Below are 22,097 nucleotides of genomic sequence, written 5' to 3'. Positions count from 1 at the left end.
GGACGCGCTGCTTATTTGAAGATGATGGTGCGTGCGCCATCGAGCAGCACACGGTCCTCGGAGAACCACTTCACCGCCTGGGTGAGCGTGCGGCTTTCTTCGTCCTGCCCGATCGCGACCAGCTGGCCGGGGCTGCGCGAGTGGTCGACCCGCACCACGTTCTGCTCAATGATCGGACCCTCATCGAGGTCGCTGGTGACGAAGTGCGCGGTCGCTCCGATCAGCTTGACGCCGCGGGCGTGCGCCTGGCGGTACGGGTTGGCACCCTTGAAACCGGGCAGGAACGAGTGGTGGATGTTGATCGCCCGACCCTCGAGTGCCGCGCACAGTTCGGGGGAGAGGATCTGCATGTAGCGGGCGAGCACCACCAGTTCGATGTCGTGATCGGCGACCACATCGAGCACCCGCTGCTCGAAGGCGGCCTTCTCCTCGGCGTTGGTCACCGGGGCTGACTCGAACGGCACCCCGTAGAACGCGGCGAGTTCCTGCAACTCGGTGTGGTTGCTCATCACCAGCGGCACGTCGACCGTGAGCTGACCGGCGCGCTGCCGGAACAGCAGGTCGTTCAGGCAGTGCCCGGCCTTCGACACCAGCACCAGGGTGCGCAGCGGCCGGCCGACCACGTCGAGCTTCCAGGTCATCCCGTAACGCTCGGTGACCGGAATCAGGGCGGCCTCGAACTGGGCCCGGGATGCCGGGGACTCCACTTGCAGCCGCATGAAGAAACGGCCGGTGTCGTCGCTGGAGAACTGCTGCGACTCGGTGATATTTCCACCCGATTCGACGATCGCGCCGCTGATCGCGTGCACGATCCCCGGCTTGTCTTCGCAGATCAGGGTCAGAATCCAGTGGGTGGCATGCTCGGTCACGCCCTTCAGCGTATTGGTTTCGTCGCGGTACTCTTTACGGGATGCCGCACCACGACGACATCCCGCCGGGCAGCGTCTTGCTCCATCCGATTCTCAAAGGCAGTTCGCGCTGTGCCCGATCGTTCTTCTACCGAAGCTCCGGCGTTCCCCTGGTTCGGTCTCATCGTCCTTTCGGCGGCCGTGTTCATGTCGGTCACCAACGAGATGCTGCCGACCGGCCTGCTGCAGCCGATCAGTCGTGAACTCGGTGTTACCGAGCCGCAGGTCGGCCTGCTGCTGACGGTGTTCGCCGGCACCGTGGTAGTCAGCTCCATCCCGCTCGCCGCGCTGACCCGCAACCTGCCGCGGCACGGCCTGCTCGTGGTGGTGCTGCTGGTACTCGCGGTCAGCAACCTGCTCTCGGCGATCGCCCCGAGCTACGGATTCATCGTCGTCGCCCGCGTGCTCGGCGGGCTCGCGCACGCGATGTTCTGGATCATCGTGACCGCATACGCCGGACACCTCGTCCCGCGCGGCCAACTCGGCCGCGCGGTCGCGATCACCGCCGGCGGTGGAACGCTCGCCTACATCTTCGGGGTGCCGCTCGGTACCGTGCTCGGCCAGCTGCTCGGCTGGCGGCTCGCCTGGATCGTGCTCGCGGTGCTGACCGTGCTGGCCGCGTTCCTGGTCTGGAAGTTCGTGCCGCCGGTCGCCCGCGACAGCGCCGACCACGCCGCGACCACGCCGCTGCGCCGGGACCCGACGCTGCCCGCGGTGCTCATCGTCTGCGCCGTCACCGGACTGGTGATGCTCGGTCACTACGCGCTGTACACCTACATCGCCCCGTTCCTGACCGACGTGCTGCTGATGCCCGAGTCGATGATCGGCCTGATGCTCGGCGTCTTCGGCGTCGCCGGGGCGGTCGGCGTCGTCCTGGTCGGCACGGTGTTCGGGCACCGGCCCACCGCCGGGCTGGTGATCCTGCTCATCGCCGTTCTGGTGTCTGTCGTGGTCATGGTGATCGGCGCCTCCGCGCTGCCGGTCGCGATCGTCGCCTTCACCATCTGGGGCATCGCCTTCGGCGCGTTGCCGTCGATCCTGAGCACTCGGATGCTGCACGTCGCATCCGCCCGGGCACGGGATGCGTCGTCGGCCATCTACAACTCGGCCTTCAACTTCGGCATCGGCGGCGGTGCGCTGCTCGGCGCTGCCCTGTACAACTCGGTCGGGGTCGGCCAGCTGCCCTGGCTGTACGCCGGCACGCTGGTTCTCGCGCTCGCCGTGCTTGGACTGACCGAGCTGCGGGCGCGTCGCCGGACCAGACTGGCGTAGCTGGGCGATGCGCCGATCGATTTCTGGATTGGTGCATCCAAACCGCGCATGAGGCCGGAAGTGGGGAGTAAGCAAATTCCGCCCGCTCTTCGGGCTGACCCCAGGAGGAACTCATGCGCAAGACCCTCACGCTCGGCATCGCGGCCGGCGCGCTCATTGCACTGGCCGGCACGACGCCGGCGTCCGCGTCGCAATGGGATGACGCGCAGCTATCCGTGCTGCACGGAATCCCCGGCGTCACCGTCGACGTCTATGTGAACAATGCCCTCACGCTCGACAACTTCGAGCCCGGCGACCTGGCCGGACCTCTCGAATTGGCGCGCGGCAAATACACCGTGGCGATCACCGCTTCGGATGCCGCGGACGCCAGCGCCCCGATCATCGGCCCGATCGAACTGAAGCTTCGGGGAGGGAAGGACTACACCGCCGTCGCCCACCTGACCGAAGCCGGCCAGCCCACCGCGACACTGTTCAAGAACAAGACGACCCCGGTGAAGGACGGCACCGGCCGGCTCACAGTTCGTCATGTCGCCGCGGCCCCCGCGGTCGACATCCTGGCTGGTGGCGCCCCGGCGATCACCGACCTGAGCAACTCCGAACAGGCGAGGCTCACCCTGCCTGCCGGCACCATTTCGGCATCCGTCGCCGCTACGGGGACCACCCAGCCGGTGATCGGACCGGCCGACCTGCCCATTCCCGAAGGAGTGAACACGATCGTGTACGCCTGGGGCAGCCTGGCTGACGGCACGCTCGGCCTCGCCGTGCAGAGCCTGGACGTCGGAACCAAGGGAGGCAACCGCTGACCACCATTCCACGCTGAGCACGTAGCCGGCCGCAGCGAGGTGTCCGTCCCCTCGCTGCGGCTTTCTGCTGTCCGGAAGCCGTCAGCCGCCGACGAATCCGGCTGAAAAAAGTTGGTGCGTGTGCATCCAGATGAGCGGCCAACCCGGAAGTGGGGATGTAAGCAGTTTCCGGCCCGGCCCCCGGGCTCAACCAAAGGAACCAACCAATGAAAAAGACACTCGCGTTCGGCATCGTCGCCGGCGCACTGGTGGCGGTTGCCGGTTCGGCGCCCGCCTATGCGGCAGACGGAGCGAAGCTCTCGGTGCTGCACGGAATTCCCGGCGTCACCGTCGACGTCTATGTGGACAACGCGCTCACGCTCGACAACTTCGAGCCCGGCACCCTAGCCGGACCCCTGGATCTTGCCCCCGGCACCTACACGGTGGCGATCACGGCGGCGGATGCTGCGGATGCCAGTGCGCCGATCATCCCCGCGGTCGACCTGCCGCTCGAAGCGGGCAAGAACTACACCGCGGCCGCTCACCTCACCGAAGCAGGCCAACCGACGGCGTCGCTGTTCACCAACGACATCCAGACGCTGAACGCCGGCGACGGACGCCTCACCGTTCGGCATGCCGCCGCGGCACCTGCCGTGGACGTGCTCGCCGGCGGCACCGCGGTGATCAGTAACCTCACCAACCCCAACGAGCAGGTTCTGACCCTCCCGGCCGGCACGGTATCCGCCGCGGTCGCGGCAGCCGGCACCACCCAGCCGGTGGTCGGACCGACCGATGTGACCGTCGCCGAAGGCGTGAACACCATCGTCTACGCCTGGGGCAGCCTTGCCGACGGCAACCTCGCCCTTGCTGTGCAGACCATTGACGGACTGCACTCCAACCCGAGCGGCATCCCGGCCGGCGAGGCGGGGCTTGTCGCCACCAACCAGCCGGCGGACATCACGATGATGTGGGTAACCGCCTTCGCCCTACTGATGCTGGGTGGCACTGCCATCACTGTGATGGTCCTGCGACACCGTGCCGAAGCCCAGCGGATCGAGATCCGCGCCCACCGGGCCGACGGCGCGGCGTCGGGAGCGAAGCACTGACACCGATGAACATCACCAGCCAGGCCGCAGCGAGGAATTTCGGGACCCTCGTTGCGGCTTTGGCCCTGCTCGGTGCACTGGTCGGCTGCGGGGCGCAGAACCCTGTTGAGGAGCGGACCCCGATGCCTCCAGCGGCAACACCGACCCCGTCACCGACCGATGTCGCCCCTCCCACCCCCGCAGAGGACGTGCCCCGGGTTGACGCCGACATCTCGGCCAACCAGCCGGCGCTGAGCATCCCGCCCATCCGCGTCCGGGTCGGCGACCTCGGTATCGACGTGCCGGTTACGCCTCTCGGACTCGCGCCGGATGGCACCATGGGCCTCGACCCGAACCCGGCGATCGCCGCCTGGTATCGGTACGGGCCATCGCCCTCCGCGAAGGAGGGGGCGACGGTCATCGCCGCGCACGTGGACTCGCTCATCTACGACGTTGGCCCGTTCGCCGCGCTCGCGAACGCCAGCGTCGGTCACCAGGTGCTGGTGACCACCAGCGACGGGCTCGAACACCGCTACCTTGTCGAGTCGGTGCAACTGATCGACAAGCTCGCGGTCCCGTGGGATCAGATCTTCGACCGGACCGGTCCGGCGCGGCTGATCCTCGTCACCTGCGGCGGCGAGTTCGACTACGACACACGCCACTATCTCGGCAGCGTCATCGTGACCGCGACGCCGGTCGGATGAGCGTGGAAGTCAGTAGTCTGATGGAAACGGCAGCGGTACTGGTTCTGGATCGCCCCGGCGAACGGTCCCGGCGACCGGCTGCTGCGACGCCCGAGGCCGAAAGGCACCACAGCGACGTGACTCGATCCGGCGACACGACCCGACCCGCGACCGACGACGACACCCGTCTCGTCGAGAGATTCCGAGCGGGCGACGAACGTGCGCTCGCCGAGGCTTATGCCCGGTGGTCAGCGTTGGTCTACACGTTGGCGATGCGTTCACTCGGCACCGTGGCCGATGCTGAGGATGTCACCCAGAAAGTGTTCATCGCCGCGTGGCGCGGCCGGTCGGGATTCGACCCGTCCCGCTCACCGCTTCCGGCGTGGCTGGTCGGAATCACCCGGCACGCCGTGGCCGATACGCACGAGGCGCGCAGTCGACAGCGTCGCCTCGATGAGGCGTATGCCGCCGAGGCGCCCACCATCCACGTCGACGACACCGACGAGATCGCCGACAAGATGATGATCGCGGCGGAACTCGAGCAGCTGGAACCAGTGCCCCGCAGGGTGATGCGGCTGGCGTTCTTCGACGGGCTCACCCACGCGCAGATCGCCGATAATCTCGGACTGCCGCTCGGCACCGTGAAGAGCCATATCCGACGGAGCCTCGCGAGGCTGCGCACCCGATTGGAGGTGAATGATGGAGCATCTTGACGACGACACGCTCGCGCTGATCGCCATGGCCGAGCTGGAGCCCGCCGAGCACGAGCGGGAGCATCTCGCCTCCTGCCCAACCTGCTCCGGATCACTCGCCGAACTCCGGCAGACCGCCGACCTCGGACGCGCAGCCCGAACGGTCGAGTTGCTTGAACCGGCCGATGTGGTCTGGGGCAATATCCATGCAAGCCTCGACCTGTCCCCGCAGGTGGCTGCGGTTCCACGGATGGCCGACTTCGTGACGGATGCCGACGCGCAGTCGGGTGCGAGTGAACGCGACGCTGACACCTCGGCCGACACGGCCGCCCCGGCGCCGGTGACCTCGATCACGGATGCCCGGTCCGGCCGGCGAAACGTCGGCTGGTGGCCGATCGCCGCCGCGGCCGCCGTGGTTGGCCTGGTCGGGGGAGTGGCCGCCGGTATCTGGTGGCAGTCAACACAGGAGGATTCCGCGGCAGTGGTGGCTGAAGCGGAACTCGACCCGTTCCCGGGGTGGGATGCGACCGGAGCGGCTCGAGTAGAGGAACGCGCCGACGGGAGCCGGGTGGTCGTCGTGGATCTTGACACGACCGCCGACGACACTGAATTGCGCGAAGTGTGGCTGATCAAATCGGATGCCTCGGGGCTGGTGAGCATCGGATTGCTCGACGGCACCTCCGGCAGTTTCGTCGTCCCCAAAGGCCTCGATCTGGCCGAGTACCCGCTCGTGGATGTGTCGGCCGAGCCCGACAACGGCGACCCGGCGCACTCGGGTGATTCGATCGTGAGGGGCGAACTGCGCTCCAGCTGAGGTGCCCCGCGAGGGTGGCACCCATCTGAGGGACATGTCCCGGTTCCCCCGCGTTCACCCGAGCGAAACCGGGTGGCCACCGGCATCCCCTTGCCTTGACCTGACTCAACAGGCGTCGGAGGGAAAACAGACACATGCCGCAGCACGAAACTCGAATGCTTCTTCCCATGGCTGGGCACACCAAGGGCAAGCGCAGCCCGGTGACCTGTCAGCTGAAGTGCGGCAATGCCTGTGCGATGGGCGTCTGCAACGAGAGCAACAACGAGTACTTCAAGGACATCGTCGGCAGCGCCTTGTCGCGGCGCACGCTGCTGATGGGCGCGGGGGCCGGAGCCTTCGTGCTGACTTTCGCGGGCGCCGGCGGGCCACTGCAGCCGGCCGCGGCGCAGGCGGCCGGAGTCGGGATGCCCGGCATCCGGTTTGAGCCGATCCCGCCGATCGATGCCAGCATCGACGACTTCGTGGTGCCCGCCGGCTACCAGTGGGCGCCGATCATCCGCTGGGGTGACCCGATCCTTCCCGGTGCCCCCGAGTTCGACATCAACAACCAGACGCCCGAGGCGCAGGCGCTGCAGTACGGCTACAACAACGACTACCTCGACATCATCGAGTTGCAGGGTCGCGGTGGCCGGCACGCTCTGCTGGTCACCAACCATGAGTACACCAACCCGGGCATCATGTTCCCGCCGGCCGCGAACGAGGCCGAGCGACTGAAGCAGCTGGCCATCACGATGGCGGCGCACGGCATGGCCGTGGTCGAACTCGAGCGGGAGAAGAAGGGCCGCCCGTGGACCTACCTGCGCTCCTCGGACTACAACCGTCGCGTCACCGTCTCCACCCCGTTCCGGCTCACCGGACCGGCAGCGGGCAGCGACCTGATGAAGACCGAGGCTGACCCGAGCGGCACCATCGCGCTCGGCACCTTCGGCAACTGCGCCGGCGGCACCACCCCGTGGGGCACAGTGCTCTCGGGTGAGGAGAACTTCAACAACTACTTCCGCTCGCCGGGCACCACCGCCGGCCAGAAGCGGTACGGCCTGTCGAACTCGCCGTCCACCTACGGTTGGGAGGCGATTGAGCCGCGCTTCGACGGCGTCGCCAACCCCGGCTATGTCAACGAGCCGAACCGGTTCGGATACATCGTCGAGATCGACCCGATGGACCCCACCTCCACCCCGGTCAAGCACACCGCGATGGGCCGCATGAAGCACGAGGGCGCCAACGTCACGGTGGCAGCCGACGGCCGGGTCGTCGCCTACATGGGCGATGACGAGCGCTTCGACTACCTGTACAAGTTCGTGTCGCACAAGAAGTTCCGCCCAGGCAACAGCGACAAGGCGCGAGCCCACAACAAGACGATCCTCGAAACCGGTGACCTGTTCGTCGCGAAGTTCAGCGGCAACTCGCCCGCGTCGGAGATCACTGGCACCGGCATGCTGCCCACCGATGGCGCCTTCGACGGCACCGGGCAGTGGATCCCGCTCACCCTGAACGGCGCCAGCGCGGTGCCCGGCTTCACCGTCGAGGAGGTGCTCGTGCACACCCGCCTCGCCGCGGACGCCGTCGGCGCCACCAAGATGGACCGCCCCGAGGATGTCGAGCCGCACCCGACATCCGGCAAGGTGTATGTCGCCTGCACCAACAACACGCAGCGCGGCACCATCGGCAAGGCCGGGGTCGACGAGGCGAACCCGAAGACGGTCAACCGCGACGGCCACGTGATCGAGATCACCGAGGCGCGCGGCGACGCCACCGCCCGCGACTTCGGCTGGAGCATCCTGCTGGTCTGCGGTGACCCCGCCGTCTCCGGCTCGACCTACTTCGCCGGCTTCCCGACCGACCAGGTGTCGCCGATCTCCTGCCCGGACAACCTCGCCTTCGACGACTCGGGCAACCTGTGGATATCCACCGATGGTCAGCCGGGCACGATCGGCTACAACGACGGACTATTCCGGGTCGGCCTCGAGGGCGCGAACCGTGGCCGGGTCGACCAGTTCCTCGCGGTGCCGCGCGAGGCGGAGACCTGCGGCCCGATCATCCGCGAGCGCGACAACATGGTCTACGTCGCGGTGCAGCACCCGGGTGAGGACGGCAGCTTCGCCGACCAGCACTCGTTCTTCCCCGACTACGTCGCGGTGAACGGCGGCGGCAAGGTCGCAGCCCCGCGGCCGTCGGTCGTGCAGGTCTGGCGCGGCTAGTTCGGATCCGGATGCCGCGGCTCGCCTCCGGTCGGGGGCAGGCCGCGGCATCCGCTTCCCTGCGCCAGGAAATCAGCCTCCGCGGGGGATGCCCTGGCCTCGCCCGTCGTTTACGCTCCACTGCGAACGCCCGCTCGGGCGTTGCGTAGCGTCGACGTACGGGAGGCGGACGATGTGCCGTTGGCTGGCTTATACCGGGGAGCCGCTGCAGCCCTCCACCCTCATCCTGGATACCCAGCATTCGGTTGTTGCCATGTCGCTGGACTCCCCGCTCGGAGCGGAGACCGTGAACGGGGACGGCTTCGGGTTCGGCTGGTATCCCGAGGACGTGAGCCGGGGAACGACACCGTCGATCTTCCGCAGTATCGAACCGGCCTGGAACGACCAGAACCTGCGCGAGATCAGCCGGGCCGTACGCAGCCCGCTGTTCTTCACTCATGTGCGCGCGGCGGCCGGTCCGCCGATCCAGCAGACGAACTGCCATCCGTTCCGCTACGAGAACTGGCTGTTCATGCACAACGGCTTCATCTCGGGGTTCGCGGACACCAAGCGCGACCTGACCTACGCGGTCGACCCGTCGCTGTATCCACACATTCAGGGCACGACCGACTCGGAGGTGCTATTTCACCTGGCGCTCACCCTCGGACTGGCTGACGACCCGATCAAGGCGGTCGGGGACGCGATCCGGATGGTCGAGTCGGTCGGGCACAATGCAGGCGTCAAGTTCCCGATGCAGGGAACCATCGCGGTGTCGGACGCTGAGACCCTGTGGGCGTTCCGCTACTCATCGCAGGGACGGTCACGGAGCCTGTTCCACTCCGAGGACATCCCGACGCTGCGCGGCATGTACCCCGACGCCGAGCGACTCTCGGACTTCGGCGACCACGCCCAGGTGGTCGTGTCGGAGCCGCTGACCGATCTGCCGGGGGTGTTCCGCGAGGTGCCCGAGTCCACGGTGGCGGTCCTCGACCGGGACGGGTATCGGCACGAGTCGTTCCTCGAGGCGTGACAGCCACCCTCGACGCCGCTCGGGAGGACTTCGGCGGCTGTGGAGGATGGTTTTGCGGATTGGGTCCTCCCTATCGGTCGAACTCCTCCCGTGGTCAGGCGGCAAGGTGCAGACCCTGGGCGATCGCGCCGAGGATTGTCCGCTCGACGTAGTCCCAATCGAACAGGATCTGCTTGTAGTCGAACCTCAACACTGTGTAACCCATCAGCACGAGCCGCGCGTCGTCGGCGATGTCGCGGCGCCGGGTCGCGGCATCCGAATGGAACCCGTAACCGTCAATCTGGTAAATGAGGCGGTCGCCGATCAGGCCGTCCATGGAGTGACCGTCGATCATGACCTGCTGTCGGACAGCAATCCTGAGCAGCTGCAGGCGCGCGACCGGGATGCTCTCGATGCCCGAGTCGGAGAGCAGTGACGCCGCCAACCGCACCCGCTTCGCCCTCTCGGTGCGTAGGGACAGTCGTTCGAGATATGCGGGAGCGACAAGTTGCTTTTGGAGTGCCGACTCCCAGACGACGAGCGCCTCCTCGAACGGCTGACAATCGGCCACGTGGACCAGCGCGTTCTCGATCGGCTCGACCAACCGGTACGGGCTCACCGGGATCGGCCCGCGACTCCAATGCACGATGTGATCGCCGGGTGTCACATGCCCAGCCTTCCGCGGAACGGCGACGTGCAACCGGCCATCGTCAAAATGCCACAGTTCGAGCCGCTTCGCGACGCTCAGGCAGGCGACTCGTCCGCCGATCCGCGCCGCCGACTCCAGATCGGGCTGCGCCTGCGGCGTCGCCAGCCAGAACCTGCGGAGTCGTTTCACGTCGCCCCGATCGACCGTCCTCTTGATGAGGTATCGAGTGAATCCGGCCCGCAGGGCATCGTGCACATGGGCGACGCCTCCGCGGGTGTTCAGCCAGGTGGGGAGCTCCATGCCGCGAGTGTGAGCCCCGGTACCCGCTGCCCCTCAGCGGGTGCTGCCAGCTGGGGAGTGTCACCAGGTGTGGAGGAGGGGCGCGGGTGTTCGCACAGGCGGAGTTCGGCGGCTCGGGAGGACGTATTTCGGCAAACCATCCTCCCGAGCCACCGAACTCTTCCCGAAAGGGTGCACCAGCAGAGACCGCCGAACCGCACCCGTGCCCGCTGATACACTGACCGGGTCGCAACTGGCGTTCAGATGGGCACCCATCGGGGAGCGACGGACACGGATTGGCCGCGCGCCTGGGCCTGCACCCGGCTAGTTTGTTAGTGCCCTGTGTCTGATCCCAAGGAGTTGCCAGTGTCTGATCGTCTTCCCTCCACGTTCAACGATTCCCTCGCCACCGTTGACCCCGAGATCGCCGCGGTGCTCGAGCAGGAGCTCGGCCGCCAGCGCGACTACCTCGAGATGATCGCCAGCGAGAACTTCGTTCCCGTTGCCGTGCTCGAAGCGCAGGGCTCAGTGCTTACCAACAAGTACGCCGAGGGATACCCGGGTCGCCGCTACTACGGCGGCTGCGAGTTCGTGGATGTCGCCGAGAACCTGGCCATCGAGCGGGCCAAGAGCCTGTACGGTTCGAACTTCGCCAACGTGCAGCCGCACTCCGGCGCGCAGGCCAACGCCGCGGTGCTGCACGCGATCGCCACGCCCGGCGACACCATCCTCGGTCTGGAGCTCGCACATGGCGGCCACCTCACCCACGGCATGAAGCTGAACTTCTCCGGTCGGCTGTACAATGTCGCCGCGTACGGGGTCGACCCCGAGACGATGCGCATCGACATGAACGTGGTGCGCGAGAAGGCACTGGAGTCCAAGCCGAAGGTGATCATCGCCGGCTGGTCGGCGTACTCACGGCAGCTCGACTTCGCCGCCTTCCGCGAGATTGCCGACGAGGTCGGTGCCAAGCTCTGGGTCGACATGGCCCACTTCGCCGGTCTGGTCGCCGCCGGGCTGCACCCGTCGCCGGTGCCCTACGCCGACGTCGTCTCCTCCACCGTGCACAAGACCATCGGTGGACCCCGCTCCGGCTTCATCCTCAGCAACGATGCGGATGTCGCGAAGAAGCTGAACTCCGCGGTGTTCCCGGGCCAGCAGGGCGGCCCGCTGATGCACGTGATCGCCGCCAAGGCCGTCGCGTTCAAGCTCGCCGCCGAGCAGGAGTTCAAGGACCGCCAGCAGCGCACCATCCGCGGCGCCCAGCTGCTCGCCGAGGCGCTCACCACCGACTCCTCGCGTGAGGCCGGCATCGACGTGCTCACCGGAGGAACCGACGTGCACCTGGTGCTCGCCGACCTGCGCAACTCCGCGATCGACGGCAAGCAGGCCGAGGACGTTCTGCACGAGGTTGGCATCACCGTGAACCGCAACTCGGTGCCGTTCGACCCGCGCCCGCCGATGGTCACCTCCGGCGTGCGCATCGGCACCCCGGCGCTCGCCACCCGCGGCTTCGCGGACGAGGAGTTCACCGAGGTCGCCGACGTGATCGCCTCCGCGCTGAAGCCGAATCCGGATGTCACCGGCCTGCGCCAGCGCGTGAAGACCCTCGCCGACGCGTTCCCGCTCTACCCGGGGCTGTAACACGCTGCGGCGGCCCTGATTAGGGCCGCCGCGCCACCCGATGCTGAACCACCACGCAGGGAACCACCAATGACCGCACAGATCCTCGACGGCAAGGCCACGGCCGCCGCCATCAAGTCCGAGCTCACCGGACGGGTCACGGCGCTGCGCGAGCGCGGCGTCGTGCCCGGTCTGGGCACAGTTCTCGTCGGCGACGACCCCGGCTCGAAGTGGTACGTCGCGGGCAAGCACCGCGACTGCGCCGAGGTTGGCATCAACTCGATCCGTCGGGACCTGCCGGAGACCGTCACCCAGGAGGAGCTCGAGGCCGTCATCGACGAGCTGAACGCGGACCCGCAGACCACCGGCTACATCGTGCAACTGCCGCTGCCCAAGCACATCGACACGGACGCGATCTTGGAACGGATGGACCCCGACAAGGACGCCGACGGACTGCACCCGACCAACCTCGGCCGGCTGCTGCTGAACGTGAACAGGCCGATCGACACCTCACTGCCGTGCACCCCGCGCGGCGTGATCGAACTGGTGGAGCGGCACGGCATCTCCTGGGCAGGTAAGAACGTGGTCGTCGTCGGCCGCGGCGTCACCGTCGGTCGGGCGATCGGACCGCTGCTGACCCGTCGCGAGTTCAACTCCACCGTCACGCTGACCCACACCGGCACCGCGAACCTCGGCGAACACCTGCGAGGCGCCGACATCATCGTCGCCGCGGCGGGGGTTCCCGGCATCGTGTCGGCCGCCGACGTGAAGCCCGGCGCGGTCGTGCTCGATGTCGGCGTCAGTAGGATCGTCGAACCGGAGACCGGCAAGAGCAAGATCGCGGGCGACGTGGCGGCGGATGTCGCGGACGTAGCGGCCTGGATCTCCCCGAACCCCGGGGGAGTGGGCCCGATGACCCGCGCCCTGCTGTTGAAGAACGTGGTCGATGCTGCCGAGCGCGCGGCCTAGGCCGCGGCATCCGCGGTCATCCGTTCGGTGGCTGGTGCAGTCCGAACGGTGAGCCCTGGCTGTCGGTGCACATCCTGAAGCGCCCGTACGTGGCAGCCTGCTCGTCGGTGCCGTCAACGTCGAGTTCGAGAACCGTGCCGCCCAACTCGAGCACCCTGGCCGCGGCCGCATCCAGGTCGTCCACTTTGAAGAAGATGTACGGGGATGCCGCCGGATCACCACCGTGGATGCCAGCAGCGGTTCCGAGTCCGGCGATGTCGTAACCCGCTTCCTCACCGGACGGGCCGGGGGTGAAGATCCAGCCGAAGAGCGCCTCGTAAAACCGTCTGGACTTGCCAGGGTCTTCCGATCCGAATTCGATGAATGACAGGTCTCCGGGCATGATGCCTCCTCCTGATGGATGTTCCCAAGCTAATTCCCCGCCTGTCAGCGAGCAATGCCGGAGTACCGTCGCTGGCATGGGGCACATTGAGAAGCTCGAGCCGAACGAGGTCTTCGTATTCGGCTCAAACGCGTCCGGAATGCATGGCGGCGGGGCGGCCCGCACCGCGCACCAGAAGTTCGGAGCCGTCTGGGGTGAGGGTCACGGCCTGCACGGCCAGTCCTACGCCATCGACACGATGAGCGGCCTCGACGAGATCCAGCGCGAGGTGGGGACCTTCCTCGACTTCGCCAGGGAGCATCCGGAACTCCGCTTCCTGGTCACCGAGATCGGCTGCGGCATCGCCGGTTACACGCCCGCCCAGATCGCGCCACTGTTCACGGATATCCCTGACAACGTCGTGCTGCCCGAGAGCTTCACGGCCGCATAGCCCCTCCCTGCGCCGCAGATCGCGGACTAGCGTGGGCGAATGGATGACGGCTCCGATCACCTGGCAATCGGCACAAGCGCAGGAGCTCCGGCCCACCTGCAGGCGCGCGCGTTCAATCGGCACACGTTCTGGTGCGGGCAAAGCGGATCCGGCAAGACCTATGCGCTGGGTGTCGTGCTGGAGCAGCTGCTGTCCGCAACCCAGCTGCCGATCGTCGTCTTCGATCCGAACGGCGACTTCGTTCGGCTCGGCGAACCGGCGCCCACGGCGGGCGACGAGGCCATTCGAGACCGCGACATCCGCGTCTTGCGGCCGGATCCCGACGGCACGTTGCGGGTGCGGTTCACCGACATGTCGCTGGCTTCCAAGGCTGCAATGTTGCGCCTGGATCCGTTGAACGACCGGACGGAGTACAACAGCATGCTGCGCCTGGAGCAACTGTTCAGCACGCACAGTCCCGACGAGTTGCTCTCCGCTTTGTTCAACTCGAATGAGGGCGAGCACCGCCTGCTCGCCGAGCGCATCGAGAATCTGGGCGCCATGGAATGGCAGGTGTGGGCCAGAGGCAAGAAGGCGGTCACGGATGTCGTGGACGAGCGCCCGGATGCCACGGTGCTCGACCTCGGCGGATTCCAGTTCAGCGAAGAGCCGTTGGTCGTCGCGCTGGCGGTGCTCGAGCATCTCTGGCTGCGCCGGGAGGAGCGGAAGCCGGTCCTGCTGGTCATCGAGGAGGCACACAACCTGAGCTCACCCGACCTGGACACTCCGCTCGGACGCGCCGTGCGCGAGCAGCTGGTGCGCATCGCCGCCGAAGGCCGCAAGTACGGGCTGTGGCTGCTGCTGTCCACGCAGCGTCCGTCGCGGGTGCACTCCAGCATCATCTCGCAGTGCGACAACGTCGCCCTGATGAAGATGACCTCGCCGGCCGATCTCGCTCAGTTGGGGTCCACCTTCGGGTTCATCCCGCCGGGACTGCTGGAACGATCGCCCCGCTTCCGCAAGGGCGAGGCGCTCTTCGCCGGAGGCTTCATCGAGGAACCCGCTGTCGTCCAGGTGCGTCAGCGGCTCACCCAGGAGGGCGGCGCCGACGTCACCGTGCCGCTGCGATGAGCGGAGATGGCTGAGCCGAGGCTGCTCATCTGGGCAGGGACCGATGACTGGCTAACCGAGGCGGCGACAGTGCAGCTGGATGCCTCGGGGCTGGTGGCATCCGGAACCCAAATCGGCCTCGACCCGGTGCCGTACCGGCTGGACTACACCCTGCAAACCGATCCGGATTTCGTCACCGGACTGCTGGAGGTCACGGTCCATGGCACCGGCTGGCGCCGCCGGCTCACGCTCAGCCGGCATCCGTCGGGGGAGTGGTCGCAGGCGACCGAGACGCACGACGGTCCAGGCATCCCGATGCCACCGCCCGGCGGGGACATGGCGGCGCTCGCCGACGCCCTCGACTGCGACCTCGGACTGTCGCCGCTGACGAACACCATGCCGGTGCTGCGGGAGAGGTTGAACCGCGAGCCGGGGTCGGTCGAGTTCCAGATGGCATGGGTAAGTGTGCCGTCGTTGGCGGTGACCCGCTCGCGGCAGCGGTACGACACCGTCCGGGTAGAACCGCATGGGTCGGCAATTGTGCGCTACTCGAGCGACACGTTCACCGCCGACCTCGAGTTCGACCCTCAGGGCTTCGTTGTGAGCTATCCGGGCCTTGCTCGCCGTGTGGGGACTAGTCCGGCCAACCCACCGCGGTCGCCTCAGTGGGGATAGCGGCGTCGTTCGGTTACTCGATGTACTCCGCGATCTGAGGCTCAGCCGTTGACGCCGGCCAGGACCAGTCCGACGCCCGCGATGATGAGACCGACCGTGAGCGAGGCCACGCCGACCCAGAGCAGCGCGATGAGTCCGTTCGGTTTCTCCGGGTCCTTGCCGAGCACGCTCAGGAAGAATCCGGCCGGCATCAGGATCGCGGCGATCGGAACCAGCGAGCGGGCAGCCCACAGCCAGCCGTCGGCGAGCGGCGCATAGTCGATCACGGCGAGGATCGCGACACTCAGAACCAGCAGCACCGCCGCGTGCGCGTGGCCGGCGCGGAAGAAATTGCGCTGCAGCAGATTGGCCTCGACATGTCCGCGCACGACTCGGGTGAGGAAGTATCCGCCTGATTCGACTGTGACCAGCGCGAGCAGAAGGATGCCGATCAACAGGAGTGAGCTAGCTTGGATAGTCATAGTATCTAGTATGGATAGCGCGACTATCCAACGCAAGGAGAATGATGCGGATCTCAGAATTGTCGACGCTCACCGGGGTTCCGATTGCGACTATCAAGTACTACCTGCGCGAGGGGCTGCTGCAGCCGGGCGCCTCGACGAGCGCGACGCAGGCCAGCTATGGCAAGGAGCATGCGCGGCGCATCGGCCTGATTCGGGCGCTGACCGATGTCGTCGGCGTCTCTGTGGCATCCACCCGCCTCATCCTCAAACTGATCGAGCAGCCGACCGATGACCTGTTCGAGACCCTCGGCAGGGCGATCGGGGAACTGCCGCCGCAGGCGCCCGAACTCGACGACTATCCGCGCGCTCGTGCGGCGATCGAACGTGTCGGCTGGTTCTACGACCCCCGGTATGCCGCGGTCGCGCAGCTCGAGCGAGCCCTGGCTGCCGCGGAATCGGCGGGCCTTCCGCTGAGCCCGGACCGGCTCGAGGTGTACGCCGAACAGCTCCATGGCATCGCCGACTATGACATCGCGCAGCTTCCGGCCGATAACCCGATCCAGTACGCCGTGTTGGGCACCGCCCTGTACGAGCCGGTCTTGGCAGCGCTCCGCCGGCTCGCGCATCAGGACGTGATGGCTAAGAACGCACAGGCGCGGTAGCCGGACAAAGATAAGCGCCGCACCCGAAACGGGGGCGACGCTCACTCCCGCATCGCTACGACGCTTCCCTCAGACGCCGGTGCCTCGTTGACGTTTCAGGGTCGAGCGCCGCAGGAAAGCGACGACCGCGGTCCCGATTATCAGAATGATTCCCACCACCCCGAGCCAGGCGAGCCCCTCGATCGCAAAGCCCACGACGGTGAGCACCGCCCACAAGACGAGCAGAACGATCACCAACACCATCATGCCGGTGAGGCTACTCCGCAGGGTGTGCCAGCGCTAGCGCCAGCGCTTCAGGCTCGGCGAGCTGGCGCATTCGTCCCGCTGCGGCTCACTCCTCAATCACGCCGCCGATGGACCGAAGATGCTGGCGGAAGGTGATCCCGTCGCGTTCGCGGGCGTCGAGGTAGGCGGTGAACCGGACCTGCTCGCGCAAGCTGATGCCGCGACTCATCTGGGCTGCCTGGTGCCGCTCGGTGTCGCGAATCGCTGCCGCCACCTCAGCGATCGCCGTGGCGCGATCAACGGGGAGGAACAGCACACCGTCATCATCACCGATCACGAAGTCCTCTCGCGTGACGACATGCGACCCGACCTGCGCGGCGCTCAGCGCATCAGGCGGGCCGGGGTCGAGTCGCTGCGGACCGGCAGGCAGAGTGCCCTGGCTGAACACCGGCAACCGGATGTCTCGCAACTCCGCGGAGTCTCGGTGCAGTCCCCAGATCACGATGCCGGCAAGACCGGCGCGCTGCGTCTCAAAAGTCACCAGATCGCCGACGCACGCCTCGTCGTCCCGGCCGGCGTTGTCGATCACGAGGATGTCGCCGACCTCGGCGGATTCGATGGCCTCGAGGAACACATCGACGCTGCCGGAGTGGCGGGCCGGGCGTGCGCGGCCGACGATGTGCGTGTTCTCCCAGAGCGGCCGGACGCCTGCGGGAGCCTGCCGGACCGGAATGCCCAGACGCAGGAGCGCATCCGCGACATGAGGGGTGGTCAAGTCCAGGTAGATCCGTTGCAGGTCGAGTGCGTGCACGTCAGTCGATCCCCCTTGATCCCCAAGAAAGGTGGGCCCGGTGGGGCTCGAACCCACGACCCGCGGATTAAAAGTCCGATGCTCTGCCAACTGAGCTACAGGCCCTACGCTTCAAATCTACAGCCTGCGCAAGCGCTGCGAGACACGCTTAGGCTGGGTGGGTGAGCGACGAGTTCCACCGACCGACCCGGTTCCCGGGCGAACGGTTCGAGGCCTACCAAGGCGGGGAAGACCCTGCCGAGATCCTTCGCGTCGCCCATGATTCCGCCCGCGCGCTCATTGATCGCGGACGGGAAACGGATGACTCCGCGATCGTCGACCGGCTCGTGGCGTTCACCGACCAGCACGGCGTCGACTCCCTCGCTGAACTCTGGGCGCGCACCAGCGCGACCAGCCTGCCCGGTGCGCTGTGGCGGATCTACCTGATCCGCGCGGTCGTGCGACAGGACGCCGCGGGCACGAGCACGCTGTTCCAACGGGGCGCCGAGGTGTTGGGCACCATCGACGCGGCGGTCGCCGGTGCCGTCATCCCAACCGGACCGGCCGAGATCCTCGCCCTGGCCGACGAGATCCTGCGCGGCGTCTACCGCGGCGACTTCGGCGTCGCCCTCGACCGGGCGGCCGCGTTCTGCCGTGTGATGGGCGCCGGAGCAACAAGCATCGCGGATGACCAGGAAGGCGCTAATCCGGAGCGAGCAAGCGAGCTCACCACGCGTGCCTTGCGCCTGTCGACCACCGCGCAGGAGTTGACCTCCTGCGCGCGGCTGTGGCGCAACGGGTCCCTCGAGTAGCACGGGCTGCAGCCGTTGCGACATCCCTGATGGAGGCGCGCCGTAAAAGCAGCCAACCTCCGTATGCCCTGAGTTGATTGGCGTCGCTTCGACGTGTTCCGTAAACTCGGATGCGCTCGGCCGCAGTAACCCCGGGCTCCATCTTTAGCCGCTACGAGCGGCCTCGCGCCGAGAGGCGTTCTGCGGCCGGGCACTAATACTTTCCGGACTATTTCCTGCCGGACCCCGAGCGCCTCGACAGGCCCCGCCTAGACTCGGCCACAGCCCCTGCCGGGGACATACTCCAGACACGCTCCCAGGGCGGATGTCTCGCCCGGCCCGGATTCGCGCTCTGGACCGAGAGAAACGGGAAGGCGTCATGACCAAGTACTTTTTCCAGGGAAACTACGTCGGTCAGGGAATCAGAGGACTGCTGCAGGAGGGCGGATCCAAGCGCCGCGACGCTGTCGTGGAAGCGCTGAACTCGGTCGGGGGATCACTGGAGTGCATCTATTACGCCTTCGGTGAGATCGACGTCCTCGGCGTGATGGACATCCCCGACCAGGCCAGCGCCGCGGCTCTCTCGCTGATGATCAACTCGACCGGGGCGGTGTCGGTGCACCTCACGCCGCTGATGACTCCTGAAGACATCGACGCGGCGGCGAGCAAGACTCCGTCATATCGGGCGCCCGGCGCCTAGGGTTCAATGAGAACAGCCCCCGGGAGTGTTCTCCCAGGGGCTGTTGTCTGCGGGGTCTCGGCAGGCTCGACCAGCGGACGCCTCGACCAGCGGACCGACTATCCGAACTTGCCGGAGACGTAGTCCTCGGTGGCCTGCACGGCGGGGTTCGAGAACATCTTCGCGGTGACGTCGTACTCGATGAGCTTGCCGGGCTTGCCGGTGCCGGCGATGTTGAAGAACGCCGTCTTGTCGGACACACGCGAAGCCTGCTGCATGTTGTGAGTGACGATGACGATCGTGTAGTCCTTCTTCAGGTCCTCGATGAGGTCCTCAATCGCCAGGGTCGAGATCGGGTCGAGCGCCGAGCATGGCTCGTCCATCAGGATGACCTCGGGCTGAACGGCGATCGCACGGGCGATGCAGAGACGCTGCTGCTGACCACCGGAAATGCCGGAGCCCGGCTTGTCGAGGCGGTCCTTGACCTCGTTCCAGAGGTTCGCGCCGCGCAGTGACTTCTCGACCAGGTCGTCCGAGTCCGACTTCGAGATGCGGCGGTTGTTGAGCTTGACCCCGGCGAGCACGTTGTCGCGGATCGACATCGTCGGGAACGGGTTCGGCCGCTGGAAGACCATGCCCACCTGGCGGCGAACCAGCACAGGGTCCACGCCCTGGTCGTACAGGTTGTTGCCGTCGATCAGCACCTCGCCGTCGACATAGGCACCCGGAATGACTTCGTGCATGCGGTTCAGGGTGCGCAGGAAGGTGGACTTGCCACAACCCGACGGCCCGATGAACGCGGTGACGCTGCGCGGCTCGATGTTGAGGGTGACGCCCTCGACGGCCTTGAACTTGCTGTAGTACACGTCAAGGTCGTTGACTTCAATTCGTTTTGACACGGGTTTCCTTAACTCCTAGCGGCCCGTTTTGGGGGCGAAGTACCTGGCGATGAGGCGCGCAAGCAGGTTGAGCGCCATCACGATGAGGATGAGCGTGAGCGCACCGGCCCACGCACGGTCGAGGTAGGCCTGCGCATCCGTGCCCTGGCTCACGTACTGGTTGTAGACCATGACCGGGAGGCTCTGCATGCGGCCTTCCAGCAGGTTGTAGTTCAGGTTGTTCGTGAATCCAGCCGCGACCAGCAGGGGAGCGGTCTCACCGATCACGCGCGAAATCGCGAGCATGACGCCCGTGGTGATACCGGCGATGGATGTCGGAAGCACGATCTTGACGATGGTGAGCCACTTCGGCACACCGAGCGCATACGATGCTTCACGCAATTCGTTCGGCACGAGCCGGAGCATGTCCTCCGAGGAACGCACCACAACGGGGATCATCAGCACCGACAGGGCAACGGCACCGATGATGCCGAGTCGCGCGCCCGGGCCCAGGATGATCGCGAACACCGAGTACGCGAACAGGCCGGCAACGATCGAGGGGATACCGGTCATCACGTCGACGAAGAAGGTGATCGCACGGGCGAGCGTTCCGCGACCGTACTCGACGAGGTAGATCGAGGTCAGCAGGCCGATCGGCACCGAGATCAGGGTGGCAGTCAGCGTCATCAGCACGGTGCCGACGATGGCGTGCACCGCGCCGCCGCCCGCGCCGACGACGTTTCGCATCGAGTAGGTGAAGAACTCAACGTCGAAACGGGCGAGGCCGTTGACCAAAACAGTGAAGAGCAGCGAGATCAGCGGCAGCAGGGCGACCAGGAACGCGGTCGAGACGAGCGCCGTGATCAAACGGTCCTTGGCCTTACGGCTGCCCTCCACGAGCCTCGAGATCACGTAGATCGCGACGCCGTACAGGATCGCGCCGACGACCAGGGCGCCGACGATGTTGTAGTCCTCGGCATCCGCTCCCAGCTGGATCAGCCAGAACGCAACGCCGGAGATCAGCAGGGAGACGGCAAGGATCGCCCAGACGGCCGACTTCGACAGGCTGCCCGAGGAGTAGATGTTGGCGGGAGCGGTAACGGTGGTGCTCATCAGTTGGCTCCCGAGAAAGCTTTGCGGCGGCTGAGGATCCAGCGGGCGATCGAGTTCACGGCCAGGGTGATGGCGAACAGGATCAGGCCGGTGGCGATCAGCAGGTTGGTGTTGGCCCCGAATGCTTCAGGGAACCGCAGCGCAATGTTCGCGGCGATGGTGCCGGGGTTCGCCGGCGTGAGCAGCGCGAACGTGATGCCACCGGAGGCGGACAGCACCATCGCGACGGCCATGGTCTCGCCCAGCGCACGGCCAAGGCCGAGCAGCGACGCCGAAACGATTCCGGGACGGCCGAACGGCAGCACCGCGGTGCGGATCATCTCCCAGCGGGTGGCGCCGAGCGCGAGCGCGGCCTCTTCGTGCAGCACCGGGGTCTGCAGGAAGACCTCGCGGCACAGCGCGGTGATGATCGGCAGCACCATGACGGCCAGCACGATCGCAGCGGTGAGGATGGTGCGTCCGGTGCCGGAGGCAGGCGGAGCGAAGAGTGGGATCCAACCGAGGTTCTCGGTCAGCCAGGTGTAGAACGGCTGGATGGCTGGCGCGAGAACGCCGCCGCCCCAGAGGCCGAAGACGACCGAGGGGACCGCGGCGAGCAGGTCGACGATGTAGCCGAGACCCTGCGCCAGGCGGCGCGGCGCATAGTGCGAGATGAAGAGTGCGATGCCGATGGAGATCGGTACGGCCATCAGCAGGGCGAGGGCGGCAGCCCAGACGGTGCCGAAGACGAGCGGGGCCACATAGGACCAGAACGGCTCGCCGGCGAGGATGTCGATGTCCTCGGGGTCCGTGGTGAAAGCCGGGATGCTTTCGTAGACCAGGAAGCCGGCAACAGCCGCGAGAATCGCGAGAATCAGGCTGCCAGCGATATAGGTGCTGCTGGAGAAGATGCTGTCACCGGGTCGTTGCTTTGCCTTCACCCGGGTACTGGTGGTGGCCGTTGGTGACGTCATCTGCGCGGGTGCCCCTATGAGGTAGATCGAAGGCGGGTGTACGAA

The 22,097-nt window shown here is 66.8% G+C and carries 25 protein-coding genes, 1 tRNA gene and 1 riboswitch; of the genes, 16 read left to right on the top strand and 10 right to left on the bottom strand.

What is annotated here, in order from left to right; all coding sequences use genetic code 11:
- Positions 1 to 11 precede the first annotated feature (11 nt).
- Entirely contained in the window at positions 12 to 869 is an 858-nt protein-coding gene (gene purU / locus GO591_RS12375) for a formyltetrahydrofolate deformylase (protein WP_157157100.1), read from the bottom strand.
- Between the two features lie 111 nt (positions 870 to 980).
- On the opposite strand from purU, the gene GO591_RS12370 reads away from it, so the two are divergent.
- The 8 genes from GO591_RS12370 (at position 981) to GO591_RS12335 (ending at position 9,443) form a co-directional block, all read left to right on the top strand.
- Positions 981 to 2,180, top strand: coding sequence for an MFS transporter (locus GO591_RS12370; RefSeq protein WP_232466174.1), 1,200 nt, complete (start codon positions 981 to 983; stop codon positions 2,178 to 2,180).
- A gap of 113 nt (positions 2,181 to 2,293) precedes the next feature.
- Positions 2,294 to 2,983: a DUF4397 domain-containing protein gene (locus tag GO591_RS12365; protein ID WP_157157098.1), complete on the top strand. Its 690-nt coding sequence runs from the start codon at positions 2,294 to 2,296 to the stop codon at positions 2,981 to 2,983.
- A gap of 206 nt (positions 2,984 to 3,189) precedes the next feature.
- Positions 3,190 to 4,068 (top strand): DUF4397 domain-containing protein, encoded by an 879-nt coding sequence (locus tag GO591_RS12360; protein ID WP_157157097.1) that lies wholly within the window; start codon positions 3,190 to 3,192, stop codon positions 4,066 to 4,068.
- A 5-nt stretch (positions 4,069 to 4,073) separates the two neighbouring features.
- Positions 4,074 to 4,751 (top strand): class F sortase, encoded by a 678-nt coding sequence (locus GO591_RS12355; RefSeq protein ID WP_157157096.1) that lies wholly within the window; start codon positions 4,074 to 4,076, stop codon positions 4,749 to 4,751.
- 116 nt (positions 4,752 to 4,867) lie between these two features.
- Positions 4,868 to 5,443, top strand: coding sequence for an RNA polymerase sigma factor (locus tag GO591_RS12350; RefSeq protein ID WP_232466173.1), 576 nt, complete (start codon positions 4,868 to 4,870; stop codon positions 5,441 to 5,443).
- Positions 5,427 to 6,236 carry an anti-sigma factor gene (locus GO591_RS12345; protein ID WP_157157094.1) on the top strand — a complete coding sequence of 270 codons (810 nt, stop codon included), beginning with the start codon at positions 5,427 to 5,429 and terminating at the stop codon, positions 6,234 to 6,236. The genes GO591_RS12350 and GO591_RS12345 overlap by 17 nt, the downstream gene beginning before the upstream one ends.
- 167 nt (positions 6,237 to 6,403) lie before the next feature.
- Complete coding sequence (locus tag GO591_RS12340; protein WP_232466172.1) at positions 6,404 to 8,434, top strand: PhoX family protein; 2,031 nt, start codon at positions 6,404 to 6,406, stop codon at positions 8,432 to 8,434.
- A gap of 172 nt (positions 8,435 to 8,606) precedes the next feature.
- Positions 8,607 to 9,443, top strand: a complete 837-nt coding sequence (locus tag GO591_RS12335; protein ID WP_157157092.1) for a class II glutamine amidotransferase — start codon at positions 8,607 to 8,609, stop codon at positions 9,441 to 9,443.
- A 94-nt stretch (positions 9,444 to 9,537) separates the two neighbouring features.
- On the opposite strand, the gene GO591_RS12330 is transcribed toward GO591_RS12335, so the two are convergent.
- Positions 9,538 to 10,371 (bottom strand): endonuclease domain-containing protein, encoded by an 834-nt coding sequence (locus tag GO591_RS12330; protein WP_157157091.1) that lies wholly within the window; start codon positions 10,369 to 10,371, stop codon positions 9,538 to 9,540.
- A 218-nt stretch (positions 10,372 to 10,589) separates the two neighbouring features.
- A riboswitch (ZMP/ZTP riboswitch) is annotated at positions 10,590 to 10,671 on the top strand.
- Positions 10,672 to 10,716: 45 nt separating this feature from the next.
- Between GO591_RS12330 and glyA the strand changes: the two genes are divergently transcribed.
- Both glyA and GO591_RS12320 read left to right on the top strand, forming a co-directional pair.
- Entirely contained in the window at positions 10,717 to 11,994 is a 1,278-nt protein-coding gene (glyA, locus tag GO591_RS12325) for a serine hydroxymethyltransferase (protein ID WP_157157090.1), read from the top strand.
- 69 nt (positions 11,995 to 12,063) lie between these two features.
- On the top strand, positions 12,064 to 12,942 hold the full coding sequence (locus GO591_RS12320) for a bifunctional methylenetetrahydrofolate dehydrogenase/methenyltetrahydrofolate cyclohydrolase (protein WP_157157089.1): 879 nt from the start codon (positions 12,064 to 12,066) through the stop codon (positions 12,940 to 12,942).
- Between the two features lie 16 nt (positions 12,943 to 12,958).
- Here GO591_RS12320 and GO591_RS12315 read toward each other — a convergent pair whose 3' ends face one another.
- On the bottom strand, positions 12,959 to 13,324 hold the full coding sequence (locus tag GO591_RS12315; RefSeq protein WP_157157088.1) for a VOC family protein: 366 nt from the start codon (positions 13,322 to 13,324) through the stop codon (positions 12,959 to 12,961).
- A gap of 76 nt (positions 13,325 to 13,400) precedes the next feature.
- Here GO591_RS12315 and GO591_RS12310 point away from each other — a divergent pair, with 76 nt between their 5' ends.
- From GO591_RS12310 to GO591_RS12300, 3 genes are read left to right on the top strand one after another with little or no spacing between them, the layout of a single operon-like run.
- Positions 13,401 to 13,754, top strand: a complete 354-nt coding sequence (locus tag GO591_RS12310; protein ID WP_157157087.1) for an A1S_2505 family phage non-structural protein — start codon at positions 13,401 to 13,403, stop codon at positions 13,752 to 13,754.
- Positions 13,755 to 13,793: 39 nt separating this feature from the next.
- Positions 13,794 to 14,864 carry an ATP-binding protein gene (locus GO591_RS12305; RefSeq protein WP_157157086.1) on the top strand — a complete coding sequence of 357 codons (1,071 nt, stop codon included), beginning with the start codon at positions 13,794 to 13,796 and terminating at the stop codon, positions 14,862 to 14,864.
- 6 nt (positions 14,865 to 14,870) lie between these two features.
- Positions 14,871 to 15,518 carry a putative glycolipid-binding domain-containing protein gene (locus GO591_RS12300; RefSeq protein ID WP_157157085.1) on the top strand — a complete coding sequence of 216 codons (648 nt, stop codon included), beginning with the start codon at positions 14,871 to 14,873 and terminating at the stop codon, positions 15,516 to 15,518.
- Between the two features lie 41 nt (positions 15,519 to 15,559).
- Here GO591_RS12300 and GO591_RS12295 read toward each other — a convergent pair whose 3' ends face one another.
- A complete protein-coding gene (locus tag GO591_RS12295; protein ID WP_198295470.1) occupies positions 15,560 to 15,979 on the bottom strand; it encodes a hypothetical protein in 420 nt (139 codons plus the stop codon).
- Between the two features lie 44 nt (positions 15,980 to 16,023).
- Between GO591_RS12295 and GO591_RS12290 the strand changes: the two genes are divergently transcribed.
- Positions 16,024 to 16,623 carry a MerR family transcriptional regulator gene (locus GO591_RS12290; protein WP_157157084.1) on the top strand — a complete coding sequence of 200 codons (600 nt, stop codon included), beginning with the start codon at positions 16,024 to 16,026 and terminating at the stop codon, positions 16,621 to 16,623.
- Between the two features lie 69 nt (positions 16,624 to 16,692).
- Here the strand turns inward: GO591_RS12290 and GO591_RS12285 are convergent, their stop codons facing one another.
- The 3 genes from GO591_RS12285 to GO591_RS12275 all read right to left on the bottom strand — a co-directional run bounded on the left by GO591_RS12285 (position 16,693) and on the right by GO591_RS12275 (position 17,764).
- The gene (locus tag GO591_RS12285; RefSeq protein ID WP_157157083.1) at positions 16,693 to 16,869 is read right to left on the bottom strand and encodes a hypothetical protein; all 177 of its coding nucleotides are present in this window, start codon (positions 16,867 to 16,869) and stop codon (positions 16,693 to 16,695) included.
- Between the two features lie 85 nt (positions 16,870 to 16,954).
- Positions 16,955 to 17,659 carry an RraA family protein gene (locus GO591_RS12280; RefSeq protein WP_157157082.1) on the bottom strand — a complete coding sequence of 235 codons (705 nt, stop codon included), beginning with the start codon at positions 17,657 to 17,659 and terminating at the stop codon, positions 16,955 to 16,957.
- 32 nt (positions 17,660 to 17,691) lie between these two features.
- Positions 17,692 to 17,764: transfer RNA gene (locus tag GO591_RS12275), tRNA-Lys, on the bottom strand.
- A 56-nt stretch (positions 17,765 to 17,820) separates the two neighbouring features.
- Here GO591_RS12275 and GO591_RS12270 point away from each other — a divergent pair.
- Complete coding sequence (locus tag GO591_RS12270; protein ID WP_157157081.1) at positions 17,821 to 18,450, top strand: DNA-directed RNA polymerase subunit beta; 630 nt, start codon at positions 17,821 to 17,823, stop codon at positions 18,448 to 18,450.
- 358 nt (positions 18,451 to 18,808) lie between these two features.
- Positions 18,809 to 19,129, top strand: coding sequence for a GYD domain-containing protein (locus GO591_RS12265; RefSeq protein WP_157157080.1), 321 nt, complete (start codon positions 18,809 to 18,811; stop codon positions 19,127 to 19,129).
- Positions 19,130 to 19,227: 98 nt separating this feature from the next.
- Here GO591_RS12265 and pstB read toward each other — a convergent pair whose 3' ends face one another.
- The 3 genes from pstB to pstC are packed head-to-tail and all read right to left on the bottom strand — an operon-like array spanning position 19,228 to position 22,052.
- Positions 19,228 to 20,007 (bottom strand): phosphate ABC transporter ATP-binding protein PstB, encoded by a 780-nt coding sequence (gene pstB / locus GO591_RS12260; protein WP_157157079.1) that lies wholly within the window; start codon positions 20,005 to 20,007, stop codon positions 19,228 to 19,230.
- A 15-nt stretch (positions 20,008 to 20,022) separates the two neighbouring features.
- Entirely contained in the window at positions 20,023 to 21,099 is a 1,077-nt protein-coding gene (gene pstA, locus GO591_RS12255) for a phosphate ABC transporter permease PstA (protein WP_157157078.1), read from the bottom strand.
- A complete protein-coding gene (pstC, locus tag GO591_RS12250) occupies positions 21,099 to 22,052 on the bottom strand; it encodes a phosphate ABC transporter permease subunit PstC (protein ID WP_157157077.1) in 954 nt (317 codons plus the stop codon). The genes pstA and pstC overlap by 1 nt, the downstream gene beginning before the upstream one ends.
- Positions 22,053 to 22,097: the final 45 nt, after the last annotated feature.

The organism is Diaminobutyricimonas sp. LJ205 (assembly GCF_009755725.1).
In the GTDB taxonomy this organism is placed as follows: Bacteria; Actinomycetota; Actinomycetes; order Actinomycetales; family Microbacteriaceae; genus Ruicaihuangia.
The sequence above is the reverse complement of the archived record's forward strand: the minus strand, read 5'-3'. Positions and strand labels throughout refer to the sequence as shown.

Excerpts from the sequence above, each read along its gene's own strand:
- GO591_RS12365 (WP_157157098.1), top strand. The coding sequence starts at position 2,294 with ATGCGCAAGACCCTCACGCTCGGCATCGCGGCCGGCGCGCTCATTGCA.
- GO591_RS12360 (WP_157157097.1), top strand. The coding sequence starts at position 3,190 with ATGAAAAAGACACTCGCGTTCGGCATCGTCGCCGGCGCACTGGTGGCG.
- GO591_RS12355 (WP_157157096.1), top strand. The coding sequence starts at position 4,074 with ATGAACATCACCAGCCAGGCCGCAGCGAGGAATTTCGGGACCCTCGTT.
- GO591_RS12345 (WP_157157094.1), top strand. The coding sequence starts at position 5,427 with ATGATGGAGCATCTTGACGACGACACGCTCGCGCTGATCGCCATGGCC.
- GO591_RS12340 (WP_232466172.1), top strand. The coding sequence starts at position 6,404 with ATGGCTGGGCACACCAAGGGCAAGCGCAGCCCGGTGACCTGTCAGCTG.
- GO591_RS12335 (WP_157157092.1), top strand. The coding sequence starts at position 8,607 with ATGTGCCGTTGGCTGGCTTATACCGGGGAGCCGCTGCAGCCCTCCACC.
- GO591_RS12330 (WP_157157091.1), bottom strand. The coding sequence starts at position 10,371 with ATGGAGCTCCCCACCTGGCTGAACACCCGCGGAGGCGTCGCCCATGTG.
- GO591_RS12320 (WP_157157089.1), top strand. The coding sequence starts at position 12,064 with ATGACCGCACAGATCCTCGACGGCAAGGCCACGGCCGCCGCCATCAAG.
- GO591_RS12315 (WP_157157088.1), bottom strand. The coding sequence starts at position 13,324 with ATGCCCGGAGACCTGTCATTCATCGAATTCGGATCGGAAGACCCTGGC.
- GO591_RS12310 (WP_157157087.1), top strand. The coding sequence starts at position 13,401 with ATGGGGCACATTGAGAAGCTCGAGCCGAACGAGGTCTTCGTATTCGGC.
- GO591_RS12305 (WP_157157086.1), top strand. The coding sequence starts at position 13,794 with ATGGATGACGGCTCCGATCACCTGGCAATCGGCACAAGCGCAGGAGCT.
- GO591_RS12300 (WP_157157085.1), top strand. The coding sequence starts at position 14,871 with ATGGCTGAGCCGAGGCTGCTCATCTGGGCAGGGACCGATGACTGGCTA.
- GO591_RS12295 (WP_198295470.1), bottom strand. The coding sequence starts at position 15,979 with ATGACTATCCAAGCTAGCTCACTCCTGTTGATCGGCATCCTTCTGCTC.
- GO591_RS12290 (WP_157157084.1), top strand. The coding sequence starts at position 16,024 with ATGCGGATCTCAGAATTGTCGACGCTCACCGGGGTTCCGATTGCGACT.
- GO591_RS12285 (WP_157157083.1), bottom strand. The coding sequence starts at position 16,869 with ATGATGGTGTTGGTGATCGTTCTGCTCGTCTTGTGGGCGGTGCTCACC.
- GO591_RS12265 (WP_157157080.1), top strand. The coding sequence starts at position 18,809 with ATGACCAAGTACTTTTTCCAGGGAAACTACGTCGGTCAGGGAATCAGA.
- pstA (WP_157157078.1), bottom strand. The coding sequence starts at position 21,099 with ATGAGCACCACCGTTACCGCTCCCGCCAACATCTACTCCTCGGGCAGC.
- pstC (WP_157157077.1), bottom strand. The coding sequence starts at position 22,052 with ATGACGTCACCAACGGCCACCACCAGTACCCGGGTGAAGGCAAAGCAA.